At 65.2% G+C, this 23,432-nt stretch carries 21 protein-coding genes and 2 pseudogenes; 15 read left to right on the plus strand and 8 right to left on the minus strand.

Annotation, left to right across the window (positions count from 1 at the left end; all coding sequences use genetic code 11):
• Positions 1-59: 59 nt before the first annotated feature.
• Positions 60-1,058 (minus strand): quinone oxidoreductase family protein, encoded by a 999-nt coding sequence (locus AC3WLY_RS19745; protein WP_492310388.1) that lies wholly within the window; start codon positions 1,056-1,058, stop codon positions 60-62.
• A 131-nt stretch (positions 1,059-1,189) separates the two neighbouring features.
• Here AC3WLY_RS19745 and AC3WLY_RS19750 point away from each other — a divergent pair, with 131 nt between their 5' ends.
• A complete protein-coding gene (locus tag AC3WLY_RS19750; protein ID WP_492310389.1) occupies positions 1,190-2,083 on the plus strand; it encodes a LysR family transcriptional regulator in 894 nt (297 codons plus the stop codon).
• A gap of 75 nt (positions 2,084-2,158) precedes the next feature.
• Here the strand turns inward: AC3WLY_RS19750 and AC3WLY_RS19755 are convergent, their stop codons facing one another.
• Positions 2,159-3,523 (minus strand): MFS transporter, encoded by a 1,365-nt coding sequence (locus tag AC3WLY_RS19755; RefSeq protein WP_310137375.1) that lies wholly within the window; start codon positions 3,521-3,523, stop codon positions 2,159-2,161.
• A 438-nt stretch (positions 3,524-3,961) separates the two neighbouring features.
• Between AC3WLY_RS19755 and AC3WLY_RS19760 the strand changes: the two genes are divergently transcribed.
• The 4 genes from AC3WLY_RS19760 (at position 3,962) to AC3WLY_RS19775 (ending at position 7,597) form a co-directional block, all read left to right on the plus strand.
• Positions 3,962-4,981 carry an AraC family transcriptional regulator gene (locus AC3WLY_RS19760; RefSeq protein WP_175959350.1) on the plus strand — a complete coding sequence of 340 codons (1,020 nt, stop codon included), beginning with the start codon at positions 3,962-3,964 and terminating at the stop codon, positions 4,979-4,981.
• A gap of 98 nt (positions 4,982-5,079) precedes the next feature.
• A complete protein-coding gene (locus AC3WLY_RS19765; RefSeq protein WP_492310390.1) occupies positions 5,080-5,643 on the plus strand; it encodes a GNAT family N-acetyltransferase in 564 nt (187 codons plus the stop codon).
• Positions 5,644-5,652: 9 nt separating this feature from the next.
• Entirely contained in the window at positions 5,653-6,492 is an 840-nt protein-coding gene (locus AC3WLY_RS19770) for a MerR family transcriptional regulator (RefSeq protein ID WP_492310391.1), read from the plus strand.
• Between the two features lie 124 nt (positions 6,493-6,616).
• Positions 6,617-7,597, plus strand: coding sequence for a sulfonate ABC transporter substrate-binding protein (locus AC3WLY_RS19775; RefSeq protein WP_175959353.1), 981 nt, complete (start codon positions 6,617-6,619; stop codon positions 7,595-7,597).
• A gap of 187 nt (positions 7,598-7,784) precedes the next feature.
• On the opposite strand, the gene AC3WLY_RS19780 is transcribed toward AC3WLY_RS19775, so the two are convergent.
• The gene (locus AC3WLY_RS19780; protein ID WP_425132467.1) at positions 7,785-8,612 is read right to left on the minus strand and encodes an SDR family NAD(P)-dependent oxidoreductase; all 828 of its coding nucleotides are present in this window, start codon (positions 8,610-8,612) and stop codon (positions 7,785-7,787) included.
• Between the two features lie 100 nt (positions 8,613-8,712).
• On the opposite strand from AC3WLY_RS19780, the gene AC3WLY_RS19785 reads away from it, so the two are divergent.
• Both AC3WLY_RS19785 and AC3WLY_RS19790 read left to right on the plus strand, forming a co-directional pair.
• A complete protein-coding gene (locus tag AC3WLY_RS19785) occupies positions 8,713-9,087 on the plus strand; it encodes a heavy metal-responsive transcriptional regulator (protein ID WP_072443292.1) in 375 nt (124 codons plus the stop codon).
• Positions 9,088-9,202: 115 nt separating this feature from the next.
• Positions 9,203-10,454, plus strand: a pseudogene (locus tag AC3WLY_RS19790) (IS256 family transposase).
• A gap of 52 nt (positions 10,455-10,506) precedes the next feature.
• On the opposite strand, the gene AC3WLY_RS19795 reads toward AC3WLY_RS19790, so the two are convergent.
• Positions 10,507-11,076 carry a TetR/AcrR family transcriptional regulator gene (locus AC3WLY_RS19795; protein WP_072443294.1) on the minus strand — a complete coding sequence of 190 codons (570 nt, stop codon included), beginning with the start codon at positions 11,074-11,076 and terminating at the stop codon, positions 10,507-10,509.
• Positions 11,077-11,219: 143 nt separating this feature from the next.
• On the opposite strand from AC3WLY_RS19795, the gene AC3WLY_RS19800 reads away from it, so the two are divergent.
• Positions 11,220-11,903, plus strand: coding sequence for a glutathione S-transferase (locus AC3WLY_RS19800; protein ID WP_492310392.1), 684 nt, complete (start codon positions 11,220-11,222; stop codon positions 11,901-11,903).
• Positions 11,904-12,157: 254 nt separating this feature from the next.
• On the opposite strand, the gene AC3WLY_RS19805 is transcribed toward AC3WLY_RS19800, so the two are convergent.
• Complete coding sequence (locus AC3WLY_RS19805; protein WP_425132468.1) at positions 12,158-12,787, minus strand: TetR/AcrR family transcriptional regulator; 630 nt, start codon at positions 12,785-12,787, stop codon at positions 12,158-12,160.
• Positions 12,788-13,238: 451 nt separating this feature from the next.
• On the opposite strand from AC3WLY_RS19805, the pseudogene AC3WLY_RS19810 reads away from it, so the two are divergent.
• Positions 13,239-14,368: pseudogene (locus tag AC3WLY_RS19810) on the plus strand (alpha/beta fold hydrolase).
• Between the two features lie 78 nt (positions 14,369-14,446).
• Here AC3WLY_RS19810 and AC3WLY_RS19815 read toward each other — a convergent pair.
• Positions 14,447-15,322 (minus strand): LysR family transcriptional regulator, encoded by an 876-nt coding sequence (locus tag AC3WLY_RS19815; RefSeq protein WP_492310393.1) that lies wholly within the window; start codon positions 15,320-15,322, stop codon positions 14,447-14,449.
• A 129-nt stretch (positions 15,323-15,451) separates the two neighbouring features.
• Here AC3WLY_RS19815 and AC3WLY_RS19820 point away from each other — a divergent pair, with 129 nt between their 5' ends.
• A complete protein-coding gene (locus AC3WLY_RS19820; protein WP_492310394.1) occupies positions 15,452-15,940 on the plus strand; it encodes a DinB family protein in 489 nt (162 codons plus the stop codon).
• Between the two features lie 291 nt (positions 15,941-16,231).
• On the opposite strand, the gene speB is transcribed toward AC3WLY_RS19820, so the two are convergent.
• Positions 16,232-17,200 (minus strand): agmatinase, encoded by a 969-nt coding sequence (gene speB / locus AC3WLY_RS19825; protein ID WP_175959360.1) that lies wholly within the window; start codon positions 17,198-17,200, stop codon positions 16,232-16,234.
• Between the two features lie 414 nt (positions 17,201-17,614).
• Between speB and AC3WLY_RS19830 the strand changes: the two genes are divergently transcribed.
• From AC3WLY_RS19830 to AC3WLY_RS19850, 5 genes are all read left to right on the plus strand, one after another.
• On the plus strand, positions 17,615-18,286 hold the full coding sequence (locus AC3WLY_RS19830; RefSeq protein WP_492310395.1) for a lysoplasmalogenase: 672 nt from the start codon (positions 17,615-17,617) through the stop codon (positions 18,284-18,286).
• A gap of 248 nt (positions 18,287-18,534) precedes the next feature.
• Entirely contained in the window at positions 18,535-20,115 is a 1,581-nt protein-coding gene (locus tag AC3WLY_RS19835) for a flavin-containing monooxygenase (RefSeq protein ID WP_492310396.1), read from the plus strand.
• Positions 20,116-20,136: 21 nt separating this feature from the next.
• On the plus strand, positions 20,137-21,072 hold the full coding sequence (locus tag AC3WLY_RS19840) for an SDR family NAD(P)-dependent oxidoreductase (protein ID WP_492310397.1): 936 nt from the start codon (positions 20,137-20,139) through the stop codon (positions 21,070-21,072).
• Positions 21,069-21,974 (plus strand): metal-dependent hydrolase, encoded by a 906-nt coding sequence (locus AC3WLY_RS19845; RefSeq protein WP_310141010.1) that lies wholly within the window; start codon positions 21,069-21,071, stop codon positions 21,972-21,974. The genes AC3WLY_RS19840 and AC3WLY_RS19845 overlap by 4 nt, the downstream gene beginning before the upstream one ends.
• Before the next feature lie 4 nt (positions 21,975-21,978).
• Complete coding sequence (locus AC3WLY_RS19850) at positions 21,979-22,890, plus strand: alpha/beta fold hydrolase (protein WP_492310398.1); 912 nt, start codon at positions 21,979-21,981, stop codon at positions 22,888-22,890.
• On the opposite strand, the gene AC3WLY_RS19855 is transcribed toward AC3WLY_RS19850, so the two are convergent.
• Entirely contained in the window at positions 22,845-23,405 is a 561-nt protein-coding gene (locus tag AC3WLY_RS19855) for a putative glycolipid-binding domain-containing protein (RefSeq protein ID WP_072443312.1), read from the minus strand. The genes AC3WLY_RS19850 and AC3WLY_RS19855 overlap by 46 nt on opposite strands.
• Positions 23,406-23,432 lie beyond the last annotated feature (27 nt).

Raw genomic sequence — 23,432 nt, forward strand, 5'->3', positions numbered from 1 at the left:
CCGCGCCGCGGCCTTCAGGCCTTCGACCCGTATCGCGCCCCATTCCCAGCGGCCCGTCCTTACGGCACCAGCACGACCGCGCCCGTCGTCGCGCGCGACTCCAGCAGCCGGTGCGCATCGGCCGCCTGTTCGAGCGGCAGCCGCGCGCCGATCTCGACGTGCATTCCGCCCGCCAGCCGTTCGAGCGTCGCGCGCGCGGCTTCGCGATACCCCGCGACGTCGCGCGCGATGAAACCGAGCACGCTCGGCCGCGCGAGCGCGATCGAGCGGGCCGGCCCCAGTTCGTCGAGATCGACCGTCTGCCGCGTGCCGATCGCGGCAACCTGCCCGATGCTCGCGACCATCCCGAACGGACGGATCGCGCCGAGCGTGCGCGTCAGCACGTCGCCGCCGATCCCGTCGATCGCGTAATCGACACCCGCGCCGCCGCCGAACGCGCGCGCGGCCGCGACGAAATCCTCCTCGCGATAATCGACGACCGCGTCGGCACCATGCCTGCGCACGAGCGCGGCTTTCGCGGCCGACCCGACCGTGCCGATCACCCGCGCGCCGAGCGCGCGCGCCCACTGCGTCGCCAGCAGCCCGACGCCGCCGGCCGCCGCATGCACGAGCACCGAGTCGCCGGCGCCGATCTGCCGGACGCGATGCAACAGCATATAGACGGTGATCCCTTTCAGCAGCCCGGCGGCGACCGCGTCGTCGCTCAGGCCGTCGGGTATCGGCAGCACGCGCCCGGCCGGCATCGTGCGCAGGCTCGCATAACTGCCGGTCGGCATGCCCGCATACGCGACGCGCTGGCCCGGCACGAGATCCGTCACGCCGGGCCCGACCGCGTCGATCACGCCGGCCGCCTCGACGCCGAGCGCGTCCGGCAGCGCGGGCAATGCGTGCGCCCCCGTCCTGAAATAGATGTCGACGAAATTCACGCCGACGGCGGTCTGGCGAATCCGCACCTCGCCGGCGCCGGGCGGCGCGACGGGCGCATCGACGCGGCGCAGCACACCTGCGTCGCCGTAGCGGTCGATCCCGATCCGGATGGCGGTGGCAGTTTGGGTCATGACGTTCCTCGCAATCGAATGAAGTGACACGATCATCCCATCGTGCATAATCGATCGGAATTCCCGTTTATCGCCCAACTACTGTGCAAAATTCGACCGATCCTGGTTCCGTACCCGCGTCCGCGCCGTCAATGAGCTGGGACGACATCCGCACCTTCCTCGCGGTGATGCGCGGCGGCAGCCTGTCGGCCGCCGCACGCGCGCTGCAGGTCCAGCATTCGACGGTCGCACGGCGCATCGACGCGCTGGAGTCCGCGCTCGGCATCCGGCTGTTCGACCGGCTGCCGCGCGGCTGGCCGCCGACCGACGAAGGGCTGCACCTCGCCGAGCACGCCGCGCGCGTCGAAGCCGATGCCCATGCGTTCGCGCGCGCCGCGCAGGGCGCGGCAGCGCTCGACGGCGTCGTGCGCGTGTCGGCGTCGCCGGTGTTCGCCAGCCATTTCCTCGCGCCGCGGCTTGCCCGCGCGCAGCGCGCATGGCCGGCGCTGCGGATCGACCTGATGGGCGAGATGCATGCGGCGAACCTGTATGCGCGCGAAGCCGATCTCGCGGTGCGGCTGTCGCGGCCGAGCGAGCCGGGGCTCGCCGCACGCCGGCTCGGCACGATGCGCTTCGCGCTGTGCGCGTCGCCGGAATGGGCGGCCGCGCCGCCCGACACCTGGCCGTTCGTCGGCTACGACGACGCGCTCGCGCAGACGCCGCAGCAGCAATGGCTCGAACGCTTCGCGGCCGGGCGCCGTTTCGCGTTCGTCGCGAACGACCTCGCGGCGCTGCACCGCGCGTGCGTCGCCGGCGCGGGGGTCGCGCTGTTGCCGCGGTTTCTCGTCGACGATTCGCTCGCTGCAGCCGGTGCGGCACCCTCGTCCGCACCCGCGCCGCTCGTCGAGCTGACTTCCGCGCCGCGCTGCGACATCGAGCGCGAGATCTGGCTCGTCGTCCATCCGGACGTGCGCCGCTCGCCGCGCGTGCAGCGCGTCGCGGACGCGATCGCAGACGCCGTGCGCGCGGCGGACGGGCGGCTCTGACACCGCCGCCCCTTCAGAACCGCCGTTGCGGGCCGACCATGATCCCCGGCTGGCTGCGCCCCGCCGATGCGCCGCTCAGGACTGCCGGACAGGCGACGCCTGACGCTCGCCGGTACTGGCCGGGTGATCGCGATGCGACGCCGAGCGCCGATGATCGATCAGGCCGACCGCGACGGCCGCCGCCAGCGCGGGCAGCCCGATCGCCATGAAGTTCTGTTCCAGCGGCAGATCGATGCCGACCAGCAAACCGATGACGATCGGCGCCAGGATCGCGCCGCTGCGGCCCACGCCCAGCGTCCAGCCGATGCCGGTCGAGCGGATCGCCATCGGATAGAACTGCCCCGCATACGCGCAATTGACGATCTGCGTGCCGATCGTCGACGCGCCCGCGAGGCCGACCAGCACGAACAGCAGCGCGGTCGGCATCTTGTAGCCGAGCAGCGTGATCGACACCGCGGCAAGCAGATACATCGACACGAGCACCCTCTTGATCGGAAAGCGATCGGCCATCCAGCCGCCGCCGATCGCGCCGACCATCGCGCCGGCGTTCAGCACCAGCACGAAGGTCAGCGCGGAGCCGAGGCTGTAGCCGGCGCTCGCCATCAACCGGGTCAGCCACGAGCTGAGCGCATACACCATGAACAGGCACATGAAGCAGGCGATCCAGAACATGACGGTGCTGAATCCGCGGCCGTCGTCGAACAACTGGCGAACCGGCGCGCTGCCGGCGTTGCCTTCGCGCGGGACGACATAGCAGTCGCCCGATTGATGCCGGTATGCGGGATCGAGCCGGCGCGCGATGCGCGCGAGCTCGTCGGTCCTGCCGCGCCGGATCAGAAACGGCAGCGATTCCGGCATCCATTTCACGAGCATCGGAACGAGCAGCACCGGCGCACCCGCGGCGACGAACACGGACTGCCACCCGTACGCCTCGATCATCCCCTTGCCCATGACCGCCGCCAGCATGCCGCCGACCGAATAGCCGCTGAACATCAGCGTCACCAACGTGCTGCGCAAGCGGCGCGGCGCGTACTCGGTCATGTGGGCGATCACGTTCGGCATCACGCCGCCGATGCCGATGCCCGCCAGGAAGCGCGCGGCGCCGAACAGCGCGGGCGTCGGCGCCAGCCCGGCCGCCGCGGTAAAGACGCTGAACAGCGTCAGGCAGGCCGCGATGGCCCAGCGGCGCCCGATCCGCTCGGCGACGGTCCCGAACACGATGTTGCCGAACATCATGCCGAACAGCGCCGAGCTGACCATGAAGCCGGCCTGCGCCGGATTGACGCCCATCTCCTTCATGATCGCCGGGAGCGCGATGCCGGCCACCGCGAGGTCGTAGCCGTCGAACACGATGATCAGCGCGCACCAGAACAGCACGACGCCGTGCAGCGGACCCAGCCGCGCATCGTCGGAGAGCGCCTGCAGGTTGATTTGACGCATGGAGCTTCGTTCCTTTTTCCAGAGGGGATTCGGGCCCGGCGGTAGCCGTCGCATCACACGCGTTCGAAGTAATACGATCGCTCAGCTCATCGATTTAGTAGCTGTACGAAATTTCATCGTGAAATGCGCCGCTTTCCGTCCGGATGCCGGCGCAGTGTAGGAAGCCACAATGATTCTCACTATCCGGAATTTGCACGTGGCTCGCGAACTCAGTCCGCTTTTTTTCTAGTGCCGCGTACCGCGGGCCGCGCGCTATCCGGATTTTTCCCTGGCGGGAGCGGGACTATCCGATTCTTGCGATACTTTCGACAAGTCTGACGAAGATCAATATCATCCTTTCAGGATATCTCGCTCACAAGAGAAACCGATGTGGCACGACGCGCATCCGCGGCCCGCTGGATGCGCTGCACGAAAAGCGCCACACAGGAGACGCCCCCCATGCCCCTCACCCCGAATGCGGAAGTGCTGTCCGCGCTATATCGGAATTGCGTGTTCCGATCCGGCTTGCGCATGGATGCGCACGAGCAGGTCTCGCTGGAGCTGGCCGAGCATGCGCTGCGCTGGAAGCAGGGCGTGCCCGACGCGGCGCTTTTCAAGGGGCAACTGAATCATCTGAGCGTCTACGCGCTGCAGTACGGCGCCGAAGTCGAGGTCGCCCCGCGCCCGTTCGACGGCTTTTCGCTCGTCCACACGTCGCTTGCGGGCGGCGCCGAGATCGAGTGCGACGGGCACGTGATGGGCGTGTCCGAAGGGCGCACCGCCGTGCTGGCGCCGACGTCGCACGTCCGCCTTCGCTGGCGGTCCGGCACCCGGCAACTGATCGTCAAGGTGCCCGATTCGCTGATGCGCGCGGTCTGCGGCCGCCGGCCCGACGACGCGGCGCCCGGCCTCGCGCCGGGATTCCTGTTGCCGACGGCGCTTGCGTCGCAATGGGATCTGATCGCGCAGTCGCTGCTCAACGTGCTCGCCGTCGCCGACGACGGCGGCATCCGGGCCGAATGGCGCGACCATTTCGAACGAAGCCTCGCGCTGTTCCTGCTCGTGCATTGCCCGCCGTCGCCCGCCGCCGTGCATGCCGGCGCGGCGCCGCCAGCGCGCGGCGCGCCGGCGCAAGCCGTGTCGCGTGGCGGCATCCGGCAGATGGATGCGCTGCACGAATTCATCCACGCGCGGCTCTGCGCGCCGATCTCGCTCGAAGATCTCGCCAGGGCGGCCGGCGTCAGCCTGCGGACGCTGAACGTGCTGTGCCGGCGCTACCACGGCGCGACCCCGATGGAACTGCTGCGCAACATCCGGCTGGACGCCGCGCGCGTGCAGTTGCTGACCGACCCGGTGGCCAGCATCACCGATACGGCGCTGACGTTCGGCTTCGGGCACCTCGGCCGCTTTTCCGCGTACTACTTCGCCCGCTTCGACGAGTTGCCGCGCGACACGCAGAAGAAGCGGCCGCCGAACTGAACGCCGCGGCGCCCGGAATGCGGCCGCCGCTTTACGCGCCAGGCAATCGCCCGCATAGTCATGGTTTGCCCGCATCCCCGCCCTGCCGCCCCGCCACCATGCCTGATACGCCAGCCGCCTGCATCGTCCGCGATTCGACCGAAGCCGATCTCACCTCCATTCACGCGATCTATGCGCACCACGTCCGCCACGGCGTCGCGTCGTTCGAGGAAACGCCGCCCGACGCCGCCGAGCTGCGCGCGCGCCGCGAAGCGGTGCTGAGCCACGGGCTGCCGTATCTCGTCGCCGAATGCGACGGCCGCGTGGCCGGCTACGCGTACGCGACGCCGTACCGCACGCGCAGCGCATACCGCTTCACGATCGAGGATTCGATCTACATCGACGATGCGCAGCGCGGGCGCGGGATCGGCCGCGCCCTGCTCGCGGCGCTGATCGCGCGCTGCGAGAACGGCCCGTGGCGGCAGATGATCGCGGTGATCGCCGACGGCGGCACCGGCGGCTCGACGTCGCTACATCGCGCGTTCGGCTTCGAGCCGGCCGGCACGCTGAAGGCGGTCGGCTTCAAGCACGGCCGCTGGATCGACACGGCGCTGCTGCAGCGCCCGCTCGGGGACGGCGCACGCACGCTCCCCGCCTCGCCCGAGCCTGCCGCGTCGCGCTAGAATGGCCGCATGTCAAAACAGACTCATTCCACCCCCGACGAGGCCGCGGCGGATTCCCGCAACGAATACACGGTCGACGAACTGGCGCGCGTGTCCGACACGACCGTGCGCAACGTTCGCGCGTACCAGGATCGCGGTTTGCTCGCGCCGCCCGAGAAGCGCGGGCGCGTCGGCATCTACGACGACACGCACGTCGCGCGCCTGACGCTGATCAACCACCTGCTCGCGCGCGGCTACACGCTGTCGAACATCCAGGATCTGATCAAGGCGATCGACGAAGGCCACGACCTGCGCTCGATCCTCGGCCTCGAAAACGCGATCGGCGGGCGCTGGTCGCATGAACTGCCGAAAACCTATTCGCTCGCCGCGCTCGCGCAGATGTTCGGCCCGCAGGCGACCACGCAGCTTTCGCGCGTGACCGAGCTCGGGCTGCTCGAACGGCACGGCCTGTCGTTCGTCGCGAAGAGCCCGGCACTGCTCGAAGCGGCGGCCGCGATGACGAAGGAAGGCATCCCGCCGCGCGAGCTGCTCGACGTGATCAGCCTCGCCCGGCCGCACTTCGACGCGATCGCGCGGCTGCTCGTCGATCTCGTCGTGAAGCGGCTCGACCGTTACGACGCCGACACGCTGCCGCCGGCCACCGACGTGCCCGAACTGGTCGACGCGATCTGGCGCCTGCGCCCGCTCGCGGCCGTGTTCGTCGAAGGCGAGACGAACCGCGCGCTCGAAGCCGCGGCGGGCGCATATCTCGGCGGCCGCGTCGCGACGATCCTCGACAAGAAGCTCAGCGACGAAGCGGCGCGCCAGTCCGGCACGCCCGATACGCAAGGCGACGACGACAAAGCATAGGGCCGCCGCCGTCATATTCTTATCGGCAATGCTTCGTTTGCGAGCGCAACCGCCCATGCGACGATTCTTCCAACCGAGCGGCACCGGCCGCTCTCCCGAAGACGTTTCGCATGGAGTCCGTTCGATGATTCGTTTCACCCGCTGGATCACCCGCACCGCCGCCGTCACGCTCGTCGCGCTGTCCGCCGCGTCGGCCTTCGCGCAGGGCGGCGCCGACAAGGTCGTGCGCATCGGCTATCAAAAGGCCGGCCTGCTGTCGATCATCAAGGCGCAGGGCTCGCTCGAAGCGCGGCTCAAGCCGCTCGGCTACAACGTGCAGTGGTTCGAATTCCCGGCCGGCCCGCAACTGCTCGAAGCGCTGAACGCGAACAGCATCGACTTCGGCTACACGGGCGCGCCGCCGCCCGTGTTCGCGCAGGCAGCAGGCGTGCGCTTCGTGTACGTCGGCGCGGAACCGCCGTCGCCGCACAACGAAGCCGTGTTCGTGAAGGCCGATTCGCCGATCCGCTCGCTCGCCGAGCTGCGCGGCAAGAAGGTCGCGCTGCAAAAAGGTTCGAGCGCGAACTACCTGCTGCTGGAAGCGCTGAAGAAGGCCGGCGTGCGCTACGACGAGATCCACCCCGTGTACCTGCCGCCCGCCGACGCGCGCGCCGCATTCGAAAGCGGCAATGTCGATGCGTGGGCCGTCTGGGATCCGTATTACGCGGCCGCACAGAATTCGCTGAAGATCCGCACGCTGTCCGACTACACGGGCCTCACGCCGGCGAACAACTTCTACGAGGCGACGCGCGATTTCGCGGAGCAGCATGCCGACGTGGTCGGCGCGATCCTGAAGCAGGCGCGCGAGACGGGCCTGTGGGTCAACGGGCATCCGGCCGAGACCGCCGCGCTGATCGCGCCGAAGGTCGGGTTGCCGCTGCCGCTCGTCGAGACGTGGATCAAGCGCGTGCCGTTTGGGGCGGTGCCGGTCGACGGGAAGATCGTTGCGGTTCAGCAGGGTGTCGCGGACGCGTTCTACGCGGCGAAGCTGATTCCGCAGAAGCTGAGCGTCGCCGACAACGCGTGGAGCGACAAACGCGTGGCAACCGCGCTCGCGGCGAAGTAACGCGCAGCGCGCGCAGTCGAAAAAGGCCGACGGGCACCCTGCCCGTCGGCCTTTTTTGTTCTTCTCGAATTTTCGGGGAACGTGGAGCGAACTGTCGGCGTTCGGCCGGTTGCAGCCGCTCGCTATCCGCCGAAGACGATCTGCGGATAGCGACGTCGAGAGACTACCATCCGGAAACGGCGCAGCCCTAAGCCTTGAGATCTGTTGCCGCGAAATCCGGATCTTCTCTTGGCCGAAGGATTTTTTCAACGAGCCGGGCCGACATATGACGGCTCAGTAGTCTCTGCAAGTTCGCCAGCAGTCGATTTCGCGCCCCCACAACCCGGTAGCTCAGATTGCGATCGAGCGCCCACAACGCATCCCGCACCACGTTCGCGACCGGCATCGGCACGCCGACAGCAGCCTCCTTCGCGCCGACAACGTCGAAAAAGGCCGTTTGCGTCGCGCCAGGACATAGCGCGACGACCCGGATGCCCCGATGCCGGTTCTCAGCCCAAACAGCTTCCGAAAATGACAGGAGAAAGGCCTTCGTCGCGCCGTAGACGGCCATATACGGATCGGGCTGGAATGCCGCGGTTGACGCGACGTTGATGACTGCGCCACCGGATCGCGCTTGCATCCCCGGCAGCAGAAGATGAGTCAGCTCGAGCGCGGCGATGCAGTTCACCAGAACTTCATCGCGCTGGCGCGTCAACGGAATCGTTTCAAAGCGCCCGTATGCTGCGAAGCCCGCATTGTTGATCAGCACATCGACGAACGTGCCGGTCTCCTTCAGATGACGATCGATCGTGTCGACGGCGTCGGCCGCGCTCAGGTCGACCGTCAGAAAATCGGCGTCGCACGCATAGTCGCGCCGCAGTTCTGCGGCCAGATCGCGCAGCTTGTCGTGAGAGCGTGCGACCAGCAGGAGTCTCGCACCGCGTTCGGCCAACGCATAGGCAAACGCGCGCCCGATACCCGACGATGCACCGGTGACGAGTGCTGTTTTTCCGCCAAAATCGAAAGATTTACTCATAGCTTGCTGATGGAGTGGAACGGGAGTTTGCACTCTAAACCGTTGACTATAGGCAACGGTCAAGCGTAAATGACGCTCCACGACATTGATTGGAGGCAGCATGCGCATCGGCGAGCTATGCAAGCGGGCGGGTGTATCGCGCGACACCGTCCGTTACTACGAGCGCATGGGTCTGCTGGACAAAGCAACACAACCTAACGCGACGAACACTTACAAGCGCTATTCAGAACTTTCGTTACAGCGGATAAGGCTGATCGTCCACGCGAAGGCGTTGGGCTTCACGCTGGCGGAAATTCGCGACGTTGTCCATGTATGGGAAAGTCCGACGTTCGGCGTTGACCAAAAGGTCGCGTGCCTGCAAGCAAAACTCGCCGAACTCGACGCAAAGAGTCTCGCGTTGATCACGCTGCGAACAGGGTTGCTGAATGCGTTGGCCAAAGTTGGCGGCGATTGTGTCGAAGAAGAAATAGCGTGATGAGTCGCGTCCGTGCAAGTGTCATGCTGCATCGACCGGTTGAATCCGCAGTCGGAAAGCGCGGGCCTGTCAGCAATTTCGTGTTCGAGGCATATGATGTTCCCAAGGAGAACGTATGCCACGCAAACCGAAAACACCGCCGGCAACGCTGCCGGCGATTCCCACCGAGCTGCTTGAACAGTTCGGCAATGGTCCGATGACGGCCGAGGCCATCAACGCCGCGACGATGGCGCTCAAGAAGGCGCTGATCGAGCAGGCGCTGGGTGGCGAGATGAATCATCATCTCGGCTATCCGCCCGGTGCTGCCAAGTCAGCCAATACGGGGGAACCAGCGCAATGGTAAAGGCGCCAAGACGACCCTGACCGAAGATGGACCGATACGCATCGAGGTCCCGCGTGACCGCAACGGCAGCTTCGAACCGTTGCTGATTCCCAAGCACGGACGACGCTTCACCGGTTTCGGCGACAAGATCGTTGCTATGTATGCCCGGGGGATGACGGTATGCGAGATTCAAGGCTTTCTGCTTGAGCAATACGGCACCGAGGTCTCGCCCGACTTCATCAGCTCCGTGACCGACGAGGTGATGGCCGAGGTCACTGCCTGGCAGGCCCGGCCGCTCGAGCCGATGTATCCAGTCGTATTCTTCGATGCGTTGCGGGTCAAGATCCGCGAAGACGCTGTGGTTCGCAACAAGGCGGTTTATCTGGCGCTGGGCGTGCTGCCCGATGGTTCGCGCGACATCCTCGGCCTGTGGATTGAAAACACCGAGGGTGCCAAGTTCTGGATGAAGGTGTTCAACGACCTGAAGACGCGTGGCATCCACGATGTCCTGATCGCCGTAACCGACGGCCTCAAAGGCATGCCCGAGGCGCTGGCTGCGGTGTTCCCGGCGACCACGCTGCAAACCTGCGTCGTCCATCTGATCCGCAACAGCCTCGATTACGCGAGCTGGAAGGATCGCAAGGGATTGGCCGCCGCGATCAAGCCGATCTATACGGCACCCAGCTCGGAGGCGGCTCAGGCCGAACTTGAGGCGTTTGCCGAAGGGCCCTGGGGCCAGAGATTCCCGCCCGTCAGCACAGCCTGGCGCAATGCCTGGGACCGCGTGATTCCGTTCTTTGCGTTTCCGCCTGAGATACGCAAGGTTATATACACTACGAACGCCATCGAGAATATCAACTCGCAACTGCGCAAGATCATCAAGACGCGGGGACACTTCGCGACAGATGACGCAGCGACGAAACTCATCTGGCTGGCACTGCGCAATATCACCGCTGATTGGGGACGCGCAGCCAAGGACTGGAAGGCGGCCATGAACCAATTCGCGATCCTCTACGCCGATCGTTTCGTTCGTCCGTCCGTGTGATTCTCAACCCGCCTTGAACACGGAAATTCTGATACCCCACTTTTTTCTACTGCTATGCCGGCAAAAGACCAGCAACACGATAGCTTTCAATTAGCCCGTCATAGACAGAGATATCCGCGCGACTTCTGGCGATGAGTTGCGCGCCAGCGACGGCTGCGAAGATAGCGCGAGCACGCCCCTCGCTGTCCTCGGCGCTGGCCGTGGCCGACAGCACTTTGCTCAACCACGCAATATTCACATCTGCAAAGGTTTGGACTTCTTTCGTCACCGCTTCGGGCAAGTCATCAGATTCGGCGGCCATGAAACTGCAGAGGCAGATACGATTACCGTTCTCCAGCGCCTTGCGAAACGTCTCTGGATAGCGGCGCAGACAGTCGATCGGATCCGAGGATTCAGTCCACAGTGCGTCCAGAGTGGCCGCCGAGTCCTCCCAGTAGCGCCTTGCTACCGCCGCGCCAAGATCGGCCTTCGTGGGAAAGTGATGGTGAATGCTGGCTGCCTTGATACCGACCGCTAACGCGAGATCACGAAAATTCAGACCGTCGTAGCCATGCGACTGCGCAGCCAGCTTGGCTGCCGCGAGGATGTTTTCCCTTGAATTCGAACTGGCTTCGTTCCTCACTGCTTGCCTCGCTTAAGAAAAATACGTGTTGACCAAGCACATTATAGCGTCTAACGTAAACCTACCAAGTGGCAGGTAGGGTCGTATCAAACGGTTCGGCCCTATCTAATTTCAAACGCTTCACCCATCCTGATAGGCGAACCATGGCTTCCGACACCCGCGAATTCGACGTAAGCAAACTGGCTACGATGACGATTTACGATTTCCCCACGGGCCCTTATCCGACACGAGTCCGTATCGCTCTGGCCGAGAAGAGCCTGCAATCGCGCGTCCAGTACGTCTTGGTCGATCTCTACAAGGGCGAGCACAAAAGGCCTGGGTTCATCGCCAACAAGAACTACTCCGGCACGCTACCGGTGCTTGAACTGGATGACGGAACCTGTATTGCCGAGTGCACCGCCATTACCGAATACCTCGACACGCTCGATGGCGTACCCACGCTTACCGGTAGCACGCCGCGCGAAAAGGGTGTGATCCACATGATGAGCAAGCGCGCCGAGCTGGAATTGCTCGACGCCATCAGTGTCTATTTCCACCACGCCACGCCCGGGCTCGGGCCCGAAGTCGAGCGCTATCAGAACTCCGAATGGGGATTTCGTCAGCGTGACAAAGCCCTGAGGGGCATGCAGTACTTCAATGACGTCCTGAAAAAGCAGCCATTTGTCGGCGGGGATGCGTTCTCGATGGCCGACATCACCGTCATCGGCGGCCTGGTCTTCGCGTCGATCGTGAAGCTGCCCGTTCCCACCGAGTGTGAAGCCCTTCTCGCCTGGTACAAGAGAATGCGGGAACGCCCGAGTGTCAAGAACCAGCCGGCATTTGCCTGAAATTGCAGCTGTGGCCGGACTTCATTGACGAGCGACCAATCTTGGATTGCAGACCCAAGCGAACGCAGTCGAGAGAATGAGCTGACATATTCCCGCTTAAGCCGAAGCCAAACTGATTGTGGCGGTCCGGCAATGGACAAGGCTAAGACATTCATCCGGCGGCTGAGCGTCTGCAAACGGACATGCGCGAAAGATCGACGCTCTTCGTAGGATGATCGGGGCCAATTTCGTCCGACCGGGAACATTGGACCGGATCACCCCTCGGAGGCAGCCCACCTTTGAACACTAACCTCTGCCAGCGCCTCGAATACAGCGGGTGTGCGTTCCAGGCGGGCGATCGTCCGCGCGCCTTCGAGGGCGGCTACCAATGCGGCTGCGGTAGAGGACGCGCGCGTGGGAGCGAAACCGCACCCCCTAAAATGCTCCGCGATAATCTCGGTCGACTCAACAAACCCGCGTGCTATCCGTTTGGTCAGCTCGGCGTCGAGCGCGGGCAGCTCATTCGCCAGATTTTGCATCAGACATCCATACTGGAAATCAGAGGCGACCATTTCAGCCGCGAATGTCCTGAAAATCTGATGAACAAAATTCAGAGCATCACCCGTCGTATTCGCCGAGATGTCCCGTAGTACAGCAATTCGATTCGCAATGTAATTATCGATTGCTTCTTCTGCGAGTTGTGCCTTGCCGCGTGGAAAGTGAAAGTAGAACGATCCTTTAGGCGCACCGCTTTCTTCAAGGATCTGGGTCAATCCCGTCGCAGTGTAGCCCTGGATGCGAAACAGTCGTTGAGCCGTGGCAATCGCGCGAGCGCGGGCGTCAGTCTTACGTGGCATGCCGAGAACATAGCACGTTTCGCTTGATGATTCTATGGCGATTGGCATAGTATGGTGATCGCCATATCCGGAGCCCGGCGATGCCCCTCGACCCAATCGCAAGTCAAGAAGGTTCGTTCAGTGATCCGCAGCCTCCCCAGATCGCGGCACGAATAGCTGAAACTCAACGTGAAACGCGCGGGTTTTCTCGCTCATCCCATGCAGAGCGTCTTCGTGTCGGGGCTGCTCGTCCTCGATTGCCCGGCCGCCGGGCGAATCGTTCGTCGCGTGCGTTTTCGCTGAAGCTGAAGACAGCGCTTGCACGCGGACGGGGTGTTCCATCATGAGTCGCCCACATCGCTTCAGGCCAACGGCGTCCCGACGAGCCTTCCTGGCGATGGGCGCGGTCAGCCTGTTTGCCCCTTTGATTCGACCCGCCCGCGCAACCCCCATAGGAGGAGTTGACTTGTCCGCATCAACATATGGCGGTGGAACGCTTCCGAAGACGGTCCGCTCGCGCATGATCCACGGGGTCAACGGCCTCGATGTCCATATTCTCGAGGCCGGTTACGAGCCCCCCGGCCGGCCGCTTGCATTGCTTCTGCACGGTTTTCCCGATTTGGCTTACGGCTGGCGACACCTGATCCCGATTCTGGCCGACGCCGGCTACCATGTCGTGGCGCCCGACCAGCGGGGTTTTGGCCGCACCACCGGTTGGATGAACGACTATGACGCCCAGCTGGCGCCTTTCAGCCTTTTGAATATGGCGCGTGACGCCCTCGGATTGGTTTTGGCGTTGGGGTATCGGCGTACGGCAATGCTCGTCGGGCACGACCTCGGATCGCCCGTCGCGGCCTATTGTGCGCTAGCCCGACCTGACGTCTTTCCCTCGGTAGTGCTGATGAGCGCACCGTTCCCCGGTCCGCCGACGCTTCCGTTCAACATTGCGGAAAGCGAGGTATCGTCGGTTCAACCGAATACCGGCAATCAAAAGCTGGCGGCCGCGCTGGCTGCGCTCGACCCGCCGAGAGAGTATTACCAGCAATACCTGAGCACACGGGAGGCGAACCATGACATGTGGCACCCCCTCAAGGCTTACACGCGTTTCTTCGTGCATTTTTCTACGTCAAGAGCGCCGACTGGCCGGGAAATAAGCCGCATCCGTTGAAGGCGCTGACCGCCGCAGAACTTGCGCAAATGCCCACCTATTACGTCATGGATCTCGGCAAGACGATGCCCGAGACCGTCGCGCCATTCCAACCCTCCGCCGCCGAGGTCCTGGCCAGCAAATGGCTCACCGAGCCGGAACTTGGGGTGTACACGGAGGAGTATGGCCGCACGGGGTTTCAAGGCGCCCTGCAGGCTTATCGCGTCTTTTCCGATCCTGACCTAAACGCTGAGTTGCGCCTGTTTTCGGGCAAGACGATCGATGTCCCGTCGCTCTTCATTGGCGGCAAGAGCGATTGGGGTACGTATTCGGCGCCGGGCGCGCTCGATCTCATGAGGACGAAGGCGACGACGAGAATGGCGGGCATCGAGATGATCGACGGCGCCGGTCACTGGATCCAGCAGGAGCAGCCGGTTCGGCTCAGCGAGCTCCTGCTCGCCTTCACCAAGGAGGTGGTTGGGGCGGATCACACCGGCAGTTAGGTTGGGGAATGGCTATCGTGGCTCTTGAAAATATCGCCCGACTTCCAGACCACCGTCCCAAAAACACGACAAGCGATCCTAAGCGTCATCGGCGGACACGGCATCAAGAAGCCATTTTGCGACGCGCTGACTTGCCTTGCTGCGACTGCTCGCTCGTCGTTGAATCAATGATGTCTGCCCCACGCATTCGAGCGGCGTTCCGTCGAATTTCACCAATTCGCCGGCAGCCAAATGGTCCGCCACCAGCGATTGGCGTGCGAGAGCGACGCCTGCCCCGCGGCGCGCGGCCTCGATCATCAAGCCCGCATCGCTGAACACGATCCGCCTGCGCTCTCGCGGAATATCGCATCCGTTGAACTCATACCATGCGTCCCACGATTGGTGGCGAGATCCGCCGAGACGGCTGCAGTCATCTTCGAGCAACCTCATACCGTCGAACGGGTCCGGGCGCCCGGCACGGCTCGCCCGACTGCCGGGCGCGTGGACCGGGATGAGCACGTCGTCGGTTGCCGTCATCCGCTCTCCCGGGATACCAGCCCTCGGATGCAAGCGGATCGCGAGATCGTATTCGCCTTCGTCGATGGCTACGATCTCGTCGGAAACATGCAGATCGAGACAGATGTCTTCAAAGGACTGGGAGAGCGATTCGAGTCGGGGAGCGAGCCAGCAGTGCGCAAAGGACGAGACAACCGTCATGCGGACAGTGTCGCGGCGATCCGCAAGCCTGTTGTCCGCGCGCGCCAGCGTTCTCAGCACGCCTTCCGCTGTTGCCAGATAAGCAAGGCCATCGCGGGTCAATTCGAAGCGGCCATGGTCTCGATGGATCAGGCATGTATCGAGGCGGGTTTCGAGAGCCGCCACGCGCTGGCTGACCGCACTCTGTGACACGCCGATTTCGACAGCCGCCTGCTTGAAACTCTTCAGCCGGGCGACAGCCTCAAAGGCGCGAAGCAAGTGGGTCTGGGGCGGATCACGGCGGACAGGCATCATCGGGCCTTATAGCTGATCAGAAAAACGCCATCGACAGGGGCCATCAGGGCCAATAGATTACCCGTGCGGCTATCGAAAGACAAAGGAACGGTGATGAGGAACAACTTCGAGATGTTGGCACGTTGGACCGTCTGGGCGAATGGCCTCCTATACGACGCATGCGCCAGGCTTTCGTCGGACGACTATTTTCTCGAGCGCGCCTGCGCCTTCGGCTCGATCCACAATACGCTCAATCATCTGCTTGCCACCGACCGCATCTGGCTCGGCCGGCTCTCCGGGGAAGGGCATGACATCCCGTCCCTGGACCATGTCGTCTGCCGGGATTTCGAGAGCCTGCGAACCGCAAGACTAACGGAGGATGGGCGGCTTGTCCGCATTGTCGGCACGGTCGCATGCAACGACCTGGAGAAAAACATCGACTACACGAGCATGGATGGAACGCCGCAACGAAAACCTCTTCAACTCGTTCTTTCCCACATTTTCATTCATCACGCCCACCATCGCGGCCAAGTTCATACGCTCCTCTCGCAGACGCCCGTCGCGCCCCCCGCCCTGGACGTCACCTATTTTCCGCTCGGATGACTCATGCTTGCGTGGAAGCGGATTGCCATCGCATGCAATGCAGCGACTTATCGACCTCGGAACCTGTTTTCAGGCCGTGAGCCCCCGCAGCGCAGGAACGAGTCGGATAGCGCCGCCGGAAGATGCGCACACTCGATCCCGTTAGCCTGAAAGGAGATCGTCATGGAGAATCCGCACAGAGGTGCCGTCGATGCGCGCGCGGCTCACGCCAGCCAGCACCCGAACAGATCGTGCGTCGTGGGTACCTCGTACTTGAGCAACAAGCCCGCGTGGTGAAGGTCGACCATCGCCCTACTTCAACGCCCCCGCCACCTTCTTCTGCCGCCATAGACACAGCAAATCGCACGCAACATGCGCGGCCGCGATCGCAGTAATGTCCGCATGATCGTAAGCGGGCGCGACCTCGACAACATCCGCCCCAACCAGGTTCACCGCCCCGAGCGCACGCACAATCGCCAGCGCCTGCGCGGACGATAGCCCGCCCGCGACCGGCGTGCCCGTGCCGGGCGCAAACGCCGGATCGAGGCAGTCGATATCGAACGTCAGATACGCGGGCCGCGCGCCGACAATGTCGACGATCCGCTCGACCGCCGCGCGCGAACCGTGGTCGTGCACCCACGCGGCATCGAGCCGCTCGATCCCGAGAAAATCGTCGTTCCACGTGCGGATGCCGACCTGCACCGACGTCGCGGGATCGATCAGCCCTTCCTTCACGGCCTTGTAAAACATCGTGCCGTGATTGAGGCTGTCCGGATCGTCGTCGGCCCACGTATCGCAGTGCGCGTCGAAATGGATCAGCGACAGCGGCTTGCCGTAGCGCTCCGCGTGCGCGACCAGCAGCGGATACGTAATGTAGTGATCGCCGCCGAGCGTCAGCATCTTCGCGCCCGAGCGCAGGATCGTGCGCGCATGCTCGACGATCGCGGGCTTGATCGACAGCGGGTTGTGCGCATCGAACCAGCAGTCGCCGTAGTCGACGGCCGCGAGATCGTCGAACGGATCGAAGCCCCACGGATACGGATTGAGCTCCGCGAGCTGAACGCTCGCCGCTCGGATTGCGGCCGGCCCGAGCCGTGCGCCCGAGCGATAGGTGGTCGCGAGGTCGAGCGGCACGCCGGAAATCGCGACGTCGACGCCGTCGAGCGCGCGCGAATAGTTGCGGCGCATGAACGACAGCACGCCCGCATAGGTGTTTTCGATCGAGGAGCCGTACGGCGTCGTGCGACGGATCGCGCCGTCGCCATGGAGAAGTTCGGTCATGGTCGGACCTGTTTTCATGGGGGCCGGCTCGGCCTCGCGTTGCATGGGCGCGCGGGCCGGGCACGGCGTGGATTCATCGGGCACGCACCGGCTTGCGCATCCAGTCGCGCGGCCGGGCGGGACAACGACAACGGCAATACCGCGGCGATCATAGCAAGCCGAATTGGAGCCGTTGCCCCGGTTCAGCAGGGGCAACGCGTTGAAAAATCCGGCGGCAACGGCCGCGCATCGTCACCCGGCAGCACCGGATCGCGGCGGCGGCGGGCACACACCTGCACGTGTCATCCCGACCGCGTCCTAGAAGGATTCGCCGGTTTTCGCCCGCCCTTTCTTCCGGATAATGGCCGCAGCCGCGCCGACGACGACGACGGCGCGCCGTCCACCGCAGAAAAAAACAAACCGGAGACACCCGCCTTGATCGCCACGCTTCCCGCCACCTACCGCCGGCTCTGGCCGCTCGCCGTCGCCGCCGCGCTGCTGTACGGGCTGTCGCTCGCCGCCGCGCCCTATCCGGGCCAGGCCGCCGCGAAAGCCGCGATGGGCATCCTGCTGCTCGCGGCGGGCAGCACCAGCGGCGCGCCGCGCGAACGCGCGTGGCTGTGCGCGGCGCTCGCGACGGCCGTGCTCGGCGACGTGCTGCTCGCGCTGCCCGACTGGCCGCTGTCGTTCGTCCTCGGCCTCGGCGCGTTCCTGCTCACGCACCTGTGCTATTGCGCGATCTTCCTGCGCTGGCGCGCGCGGCCGCATGGCTGGCGCATCGTCGCGCTGATCGGGCTGTGGATCGCCGCGCCCGCGTTCTACCTCGCCTTCCTGCCGCACCTCGGCGAACTGCTGGCACCGGTCGCCGTCTACATGCTCGTGCTGTGCGCGATGGCGAGCTTCGCGCTCGCCGCCCGCTCGCACGGCCCGCTGGTGGCCGTCGGCAGCCTGATCTTCGTCGGCTCCGATACGCTGATCGGCGTCGGCCGGTTCCTCGGCGGTTTTCCGGGCATCGATTACCTGATCTGGGGCCTCTACGCGCTCGCGCAGGTCACGATCGTGGCCGGGGTTTTCCATGAGACGGCCGCCCGATCGATCCGCCCCTGATTCCGTTTCAAACAGACCGCCGCATGCCGGCGGTCTCCTCTCCGCCCCGCTCCGCCCGTATCGACGCGTCTTTCCGCGTATCCCGCATTGCGGAAAATGCGCTGTTCCAAACCCCGCTCAGCCTTTTCCCGCCTGGTTTTCCGGCCCTTAGAGCGCCGCTTCTAGCCTCTTGCGGTTTCCGGGCTCACCCACTATCGTTACATCAACCAATGTAACATTAAAAAATGAGCCAAATCGGAGACACCCGGATGAATGCTCGCACGTTGCCTTTCGGTCCGCCCGGCCACGACGGCCTGGACGAAACCATCGACATCGCCATCATCGGCACCGGCTTCGCCGGTCTCGGGATGGCGATCCGCCTGCGGCAAACAGGCGTGACCGACTTCGTCGTCCTCGAGAAGGCCGCGTCGGTCGGCGGCACGTGGCGCGACAATCACTACCCCGGGTGTGCATGCGACGTGCAATCGCACGTCTATTCGTTCTCGTTCGCGCCGAACCCGCGCTGGACGCGCATGTTCGCGCCGCAGCCGGAAATCCGCGCGTATCTGGAAGACTGCGTGCAGCGCTTCGGGATCGGCCCGCACCTGCGCATGAACCACGAGCTGCAGCGCGCCGAGTACGACGAGGCCGCGCAGCGCTGGCGCCTCACGTTCGCGAACGGCAAGCGGCTGTCCGCGCGCGTGCTGGTGTCGGGGATGGGCGGCCTGTCGCGCGCCGCGCTGCCGGCAATTCCGGGCGTCGAGAATTTCCGGGGCCGCGCGTTCCATTCGCAGCAGTGGGATCACGACTACGCGCTCGCAGGCAAGCGCGTCGCGGTGATCGGCACCGGCGCGAGCGCGATCCAGTTCGTGCCGCAGATCGCGCCGCGCGTGAAGGCGCTCGCGCTGTTCCAGCGCACGCCGCCGTGGATCATGCCGAAACCCGACCGCAACCTGACCGGGTTCGAGAAATGGCTGTTCCGCACGCTGCCGTTCACGCAGAAGGTGGTGCGCAGCGGCATCTACTGGATGCTCGAATCGCGCGTGCTCGGCTTCGCGATCCATCCGTCGCTGATGAAGAACGTGCAGAAGCTCGCGCTGCGCCACATCCTCAAGCAGATTCCCGATCCGGAGCTGCGCAAGACCGTCACGCCGAACTACACGCTCGGCTGCAAGCGCGTGCTGATCTCGAACGACTACTACCCGGCGCTGTCGCGCAAGAACGTCGACGTGATCACGACCGGCATCGACCATATCGAAGCCGACGCGGTCGTGACGACCGACGGCCGCCGCCATGAAGTCGACTGCCTGATCTACGGCACCGGCTTCCAGGTCGCCGATCCGTATCCGCGCGGCGCGATCGTCGGCCGCGGCGGCCTCGACATCGTCGACGCGTGGCGCGACGGCGCGCATGCGTATCTCGGCTCGACGCTGCCCGGCTACCCGAACTTCTTCATGATCGTCGGCCCGAACACGGGCCTCGGCCACAACTCGATGGTGTTCATGATCGAGTCGCAGATCGAATACATCCTCGGCGCGCTGCAGGCGATGCGCCGCGAGCGCGCGGACGCGATCGAGGTGCGTCCGCTCGTCGAAGCTCAGTTCAACAGCGACCTTCAAGGCAAGCTGAAGAAAGCGATCTGGTCGACGGGCGGCTGCAAGAGCTGGTATCTCGATCCGCGCACGGGCAAGAACACGACGCTGTGGCCGGGCTTCACGTGGCGTTTCCGCCAGGCGACCGCGCGCTTCTCGATCGCCGATTACCACGCGTATCGCGCACCGCACGACACGATCGCGCGGCCGATCGCCGCGCCCGCCGCTTCCGCCTCCACTTCCGCCGAAGCGGCCTGAGCCCGACAAGGAGCCAACGACATGAGAGATTTCGCCAACAAGGTCGCCGCGATCACGGGTGCCGGCTCGGGCATGGGCCGCTCGCTCGCGATCCAGCTCGCGCAGGCCGGCTGCCATGTGTCGCTCGCCGACAAGAACGGCGTCGGCCTCGCCGAAACCGAACGGATCGTCCGCGCGATCGCGCCGAACGTGCGCGTGTCGACGCGCGTGCTCGACGTCGGCGAGCGCGACGCGATGTTCGCGTGGGCCGACGACACCGCGAAGGAACACGGAAAGGTCAACCTGATCTTCAACAACGCGGGCGTCGCGCTGTCGAGCACGATCGAAGGGATGGACTACAGCGATCTCGAGTGGATCGTGAACATCAATTTCTGGGGTGTCGTGCACGGCACGAAGGCGTTCCTGCCGCACCTGAAGGCATCCGGCGACGGCCACGTGATCAACACGTCGAGCCTGTTCGGGATCTTCGCGCAACCGGGCATGAGCGGCTACAACGCGACCAAGTTCGCGGTGCGCGGCTTCACCGAATCGCTGCGCCAGGAGCTCGACATGATGAAGTGCGGCGTGTCGGCGACCTGCGTGCATCCGGGCGGCATCCGCACGAACATCGCGCAGGCCAGCCGCGTGTCGAAGAACATGGTCGGCTTCATGGTCGCGAGCGAGCAGCAAGGCAGGGACACGTTCGAGAAGTTCTTCATCACGACCGCCGACGACGCCGCGCGCACGATCCTCGCCGGCGTGCGCCGCAACAAGCGCCGCGTGCTGATCGGCCGCGATGCGAAGGCCGGCGACTGGATGGCGCGCGTCCTGCCGTCCGCGTATCAGGCGCTCGTCGTGCTCGCGACGCGCCGCGAGGCCGCGAAGGCCCGCCGCGACGCCGCACGCGGCACGCCGGCGCCCGCCCCGCTGCACGCCACCTACAACAACGCAGGTAATCAGGGAGGAGAACAATCATGACGACCCCGAACATGATGCCCGTGCGGCGCGACATCCGTTTCGCGCTGCCGCCCGAACGCGCGCGCGACTGGCACGTGCAGGGCGTGCCGGTCACGCACTTCATGAACGCACTGTCGCTGCTGTTCCCGGCCGGCGAACGCTTCTTCATGGATTCGGTGCGCAACTACCGCGACCGGATCGAGGATCCCGAGCTGAAGAAGCAGGTGCTCGGCTTCATCGGCCAGGAAGCAATGCACACGCGCGAGCACATCGAATACAACGACCTGCTGCAGGCGTCGGGCCTGCCCGCGCACAAGCTCGACAAGCGCCTGTGGACGATCCTCGGCTGGTTCAAGAAGGTGCTGCCGCATTCGATGCAGCTCGCGATCACGATCGCGCTCGAGCACTACACGGCGATTCTCGCGAACCAGCTGCTGTCGGGCCACGAGCACCGCATCGACGGCTCGGTCGAAGGCTACCAGCAGATGTGGATGTGGCATGCGATGGAGGAAACCGAGCACAAGGCGGTGTCGTACGACGTATGGACCACCGTGATGAAGCCGGGCCTCGGCAGCTACCTGCTGCGCACGGGCACGATGCTGACGACGACGGTGTTCTTCTGGGCGATCGTGTTCGACTTCCACGTGCGCCTGATGCGCGCGCACCGTCGCGAACACGGCAAGTTCGGCGGTATGTGGCGCCTCGTGAAGTACCTGTACGGCCCGAAGCACGGCGTGTTCCCGAGCATCGCGCGGGAATGGCTCGACTACTTCCGCCCGGGCTTCCACCCGTGGGACCACGACAACCACCAGTACCTGCAGGGGCTCGACACGCTGCTCGAGAACATCGACGCGACCAACGCGCGCTACGCGGCGCAGGCCGCCCCGCGCCGCGTGCCGCTGCATCCGGTTGCGCAGGCATGACGCGATGGCGCGCGCTCACGAGATGCTGACCGTCCAGTCCGGCGACGTGAAACTCGCCGTCTACGTAAGCGGATCGCGTCGCGCGCCGCCGCTGATCCTCGTGCACGGCTACCCCGATTCGGCGGCCGTGTGGGCGCCGATCCGCGCACGGCTCGCGAAGCGCTACCGCGTGATCGCGTACGACGTGCGCGGCGCCGGCGCGTCCGATGCGCCGCGCCGCCGTGCCGACTACACGCTCGCGCGGCTTGCCGACGACCTGAAGGCGGTGGCCGACGCGACCTGCGGCGGCCGGCCGTTCCACCTCGTCGGCCACGACTGGGGCTCGATCCAGTGCTGGGAGGCCGTGACCGACCCCGCGTTCCGTGGCCGGATCGCGTCGTACACGTCGATCTCGGGCCCGTGCCTCGATCACGTGTTCCGCGCGAAGCTGCGGCTCAAGCAGAGCCTGAAGTCGTGGTACATCGCGTTCTTCCACCTGCCGTTCGTGCCGTCGCTGGTGTGGCGACTCGGCGGCGCGGCGCTGTGGCCGCGCTGGCTGCAGCTCACCGAACGCGTTCGCGCCGAGCGCGACCCCGTGCAACTGAAGAATGCGCTGAACGGCCTGCAGCTTTACCGCGCGAACTTCCTCGCACGGGCACGCAAGCCGCGCGAACGGTATGCGCAGGCGCCCGTGCAGATCCTGGTGCCCGTGCGCGACCGCTACGTGACGCCCGAAATGTCGGTCGACCTCGACCGCTGGCTCGGCGACCACGTGCGCGAGGAAATCGACGGCACGCACTGGATCGTGCTGCGCCACCCGGACATGATCGCGTCGCGGATCGACCGCTTCGCGTCCGCGCAGGAGCGGCCGGCGGTCACGACCGCCGCGGTTCAGCGCACCGCCGGCGTCGGCAGGCGCCTGAACAGCGTCTCGTAGTCGACGACGAGCCCGTCGTCGTCGATGTCCATCTCGGCCGTGAAATTCCTGAAGATGCCTTCGTAGCGGTAGCGCCGGCCCGGCTCGATGCACGCGTAGGCCTGCTTGACCGGCGTGACCTTCAGGTCCGGCGTCGAGATGTACGCGACGTCGATCGGCCGCCGCTCGCCGCGCGCGAGCCCGAGGCGGCCGATCGGCAGCGAATTCGTGAACGGCGTCGCCGCGATGTCGATGTCGACGCAGCCGTCGAGCTCCGGCAGCGCGCGGCCCGCGCCGTCGTGCCAGTGGCCTGCGCCGTCGCCGCGCAGTTCGAGCGTGCCGCCGCCCATCACCTTGAGCACCGCATACGTCACGCGCCAGTGCGAATCGCACTCGACGCGATACGCGAGCCCGTATGCGCGGCCGTACCGCTGGCCGACCACCGCGCTTTCGACGACGATCCCGCCGCCGCTCCGGTCGAACGTCAGATGTTCGGCCCCGTCGCCCTCGAGCGACGCCCAACGCACTTCGCGCATCCTTCCGCCTCCGGGTTTACTCAATGC

The organism is Burkholderia sp. FW306-1C-G01B (assembly GCF_058781685.1).